Origin of the sequence: Streptomyces sp. NPDC006265 (genome assembly GCF_040613555.1) — a bacterium.
Classification (GTDB): Bacteria; Actinomycetota; Actinomycetes; order Streptomycetales; family Streptomycetaceae; genus Streptomyces.
This window is the reverse complement of record NZ_JBEXSH010000941.1, coordinates 1-3,372: the sequence shown is the minus strand read 5'-3', so window position 1 is coordinate 3,372 and position 3,372 is coordinate 1. Positions and strand designations below refer to the sequence as shown.

Genomic DNA, 3,372 nt, shown 5'->3' with positions numbered 1-3,372 from the left:
ACGTGCTGACGACCGTGGTCACCGGCATCGGCATCGCCCTGGCCGGCTACACGCTGCGCCTGCTGAACCTCGTCGAACAGCGGCTGCGCGCGGTGGTCGCCGCCGTGCTGCGGCCCGTCTACGAACCCGTGCACGGCGAGGACTGGGTGGTGGCCGCCGCCGGGCCGGCCGGCCAGGAGTGGGTGCAGCGCGCGGTCGCGGTCCGCGAGGTCAGCCGCCGCAAGGGCTATCTGCTCGACCCGGCCGACGACAACGTGCTCTCCTTCCTCACCCTGCCGCAGCTGCGCGAGCTGATGGTGCAGCACTGGCCCTGCTTCGAGCCGTACTTCGACGACCGCCGGGACGTCGAGCTCGCCCTGGACGAGCTGGAGGTCACCCGGAACGTCGTCTCCCGCAACCGGGCCCTGTCCGAAGCCGTGCTGAACCAGGCCGAGCGGGCCTCGGCCCGGCTGCTGGAGATGCTCGGCACGGGCGGTGACGTGCCCTCGGCGCGCAGGCTTCCCATCGACGCCGTCGAGGACCTCGTCGGTGACCGGTACGCCGACGTGGTCGCCGTCCACCCGGACCGGGTGCGGCTGATGCGGCAGTTCCCGGCCGAGGACATCTTCGGCGGCGCCCGCCGGCTCGACGCCATCGGCATCGGCCTCAACCTGCTCGTACAGAACTTCTCGGGCCGGCGTCTGGTGCGGCTGGCCGAGTCCGGCTGCCGGGTGCGGCTGCTGTTCCTCAACCCGGCCTCCAGCGCGGTCAAGCGCCGCGAGCGGGAACTCGGCATCAAGCGCGGCGAGCTCAGCCGGGCCGTCGAGATGAACATCCTGCACATGCGCCGGGTGCGCGCCCGGCTGCGCGACCCGGGCGCCTTCGAGATCCAGGTCTTCGACGAGACGCCGCGCTTCACGGCGTACCTGGTGGACGGCGACGGCGCGGACGGCATCGCGATCGTGCAGAGCCATCTGCGCCGTACCCGGGGCATGGAGGCACCGGTGTTCGTGCTGCGCAACGGCAACAAGGTGGTCAAGTCGGGCGAGATGGACGAAAGTGGCCTCTTTCCCACGTATCGCGAGGAGTTCGAGGTGATGTGGACGGATTCGCGGCCGGTGTCATGAACTATGCGCCGGAATGCGGTGGTTCTCCGGTCCGCCGCCGGGGCTGAGCGGAGCGGCGGCGGGGTTAACCGGAACGCGGTCCTCTGATTGTCAGTGGTGCATGGGAAGGTGGAGACCACTGGGGGAACGCACCACAAGAAGGGGGACCGCCCATGGGCTGGCACCGGGAGCTGCTGGTCGGCTTCGACCTGGAGACGACGGGCACGGATCCGCGCGAGGCGCGCATCGTCACGGGGGCCGTGATCGAGGTCAGGGGCGGGGAGCCGATCGGGCGCCGGGAGTGGCTGGCCGACCCGGGAGTGCCGATCCCCGAGGACGCGGTGGCCGTGCACGGCATCAGCAACGAGCGCGCGGCGGCCGAGGGCAGACCGGCCGACCAGGTGGCGGACGCCCTGGCCGACGTCCTCACCTCCTACTGGAAGACGGGCGTGCCGGTCGTCGCCTACAACGCGACCTTCGACCTCACCCTGCTCTCCGCGGAGTTGCGGCGCCACGGACTGCCGTCCCTGCGCGACCGCCTGGGCGGCGTGGACCCGGCGCCGGTCATCGACCCGTACACCATCGACCGCTGGGTCGACCGCTACCGCCGCGGAAAGCGCAACCTCGAAGCGGTCTGCGCCGAGTACGGCGTCGTCCTCGACACCGCCCACGACGCGATGGCGGACGCCCTGGCGGCGGCCCGGCTGGCCGGGGCGATAGCCGACCGCCACCCCAAGATCGCCATGCTCGGCCCGGCGGCCCTGCACCACCGCCAGATCGAGTGGTACGCGCAGTGGGCGGCGGACTTCCAGAGCTTCCTGCGCGGCAAGGGCGACCCGACCGCGTCCATCGACGGGACATGGCCCCTGCGGGAGTCGGCGGACGAACCGGTCTGAACCGGCGTCAGACGGCGTGGGACGGTCAGAACGGATACCACCGCACCGTCTCGTCCCCGACCCTCAGGGACCGCACCCGCCGCTCGAACTCGGCCAGTGCCTTCGGGTTGCCCGGCGCATGCTGGGCGACCCACGCACAACTGGCCGTCTCCCGGGCCCCGCGCAGCACACCGCAGCCCGCCCAACCGCGCACGTCCCAGCCGTAGGTCTCCGCGAACGAGGCGTACGCCTCGTCCGGCAGCCCGTACCGGTCGTGGGACAGCACCATCACCACGAGATCGTGCTCGCGCAGATCCGCGGACACCGTCTCCAGATCCACCAGCACGGGCCCGTCGGGTCCGACGTGCACATTGCGCGGCAGCGCGTCCCCGTGGATCGGCCCCGGCGGCAGATGCGGTGTGAGCGCTGCGGCCCGAGCGGCGAACCCGTCCCGCCGCTCGCGCAGGTACGCCGCGTCCGCGGGATCGATCGCATCCCCCGCGAGCCGCAGCCACCGCTCCACACCGCCCAGCAGATCGCGGGCCGGGAGTTCGAAGCGAGGCAGGGGCGTGGCGTGCATGACCCGCAGCAGTTCGGCCACATCCCGCGGCTCGGCGGGCCGCACGGCGTCCGGCAGCCGGTGCCACACCGTCACCGGATACCCGTCGACCAGCAGCGCCTTCGGCTCGGCCGCCCGCACCGCCGGCACGCCCGCCTCGGCGAGCCACACCGCGATGTCCAGTTCGCGGCGCGCCCGCTCCAGGAGTTCGGCGTCACGGCCGACCTTGACGACCAGGTCACCGGAGGCGAACACCGCGTTCTCGCCCAGGGCGAGCAGCCGCGCCTCCCGGACCGCACCGGGCAGCACCCCTGCCGCGGTCAGTACGTCCCGCGCCAGTGCCTCGTCCATCGTCCGCCTCCGTCGTCCACGCTTCGGCCGTCGGGTTCCGGCCATCCACCGGTCAGTGTCGCATCGGCACAGGTCGGGCGGCGTACGCGGTGCCTTGACGAGGCACACGGCCTTCACGGGCATGACGAGGCCGGCCGAGCGTGCACCGGGGGTGATTCCGTGACAACGGTGACCGAGGTTTCACCACCTTCACCCCCCCTCGCCACCGAGGAGAAGGACCGGCCGCAGGCCGGGCGGGGACCGGCCCCGACTCGCCGTCGACCACGGCGCTTGGTCCTGGCGCCCGCCCCGGCGGGCGCCGGCGGACTCCCCCAGGGGGCAGCCCGCAGACCGTCTCCATCGCCGAGGACCGTCCGCGCAGGGAGGAGGCCGCGGAGGACTTCCTCCTCAGGCCGCCGAACATGGTCCGTCTCGCCCTCGGCGACTGGATGCTGCCCACCGGCACCGAGGCGCTGAAGGACCCCGCCCTGCGCCGGACGATGGACGGCTGGGCCACCGGTAC

Annotated in this window: 3 protein-coding genes and 1 pseudogene; 3 read left to right on the top strand and 1 reads right to left on the bottom strand. The window is 72.7% G+C overall.

The window, feature by feature from the left end:
- Nucleotides 1-2 precede the first annotated feature (2 nt).
- A complete protein-coding gene (locus ABZ281_RS43155; RefSeq protein WP_356663585.1) occupies nt 3-1,106 on the top strand; it encodes an SAV2148 family HEPN domain-containing protein in 1,104 nt (367 codons plus the stop codon).
- Between the two features lie 152 nt (nt 1,107-1,258).
- Complete coding sequence (locus ABZ281_RS43150; RefSeq protein ID WP_356663583.1) at nt 1,259-1,981, top strand: 3'-5' exonuclease; 723 nt, start codon at nt 1,259-1,261, stop codon at nt 1,979-1,981.
- A 25-nt stretch (nt 1,982-2,006) separates the two neighbouring features.
- Here ABZ281_RS43150 and ABZ281_RS43145 read toward each other — a convergent pair whose 3' ends face one another.
- On the bottom strand, nt 2,007-2,870 hold the full coding sequence (locus ABZ281_RS43145) for an aminoglycoside phosphotransferase family protein (protein WP_356663581.1): 864 nt from the start codon (nt 2,868-2,870) through the stop codon (nt 2,007-2,009).
- Between the two features lie 276 nt (nt 2,871-3,146).
- Between ABZ281_RS43145 and ABZ281_RS43140 the strand changes: the two are divergent.
- A pseudogene (locus tag ABZ281_RS43140) lies at nt 3,147-3,372 on the top strand (sugar ABC transporter substrate-binding protein); the annotation flags it as partial.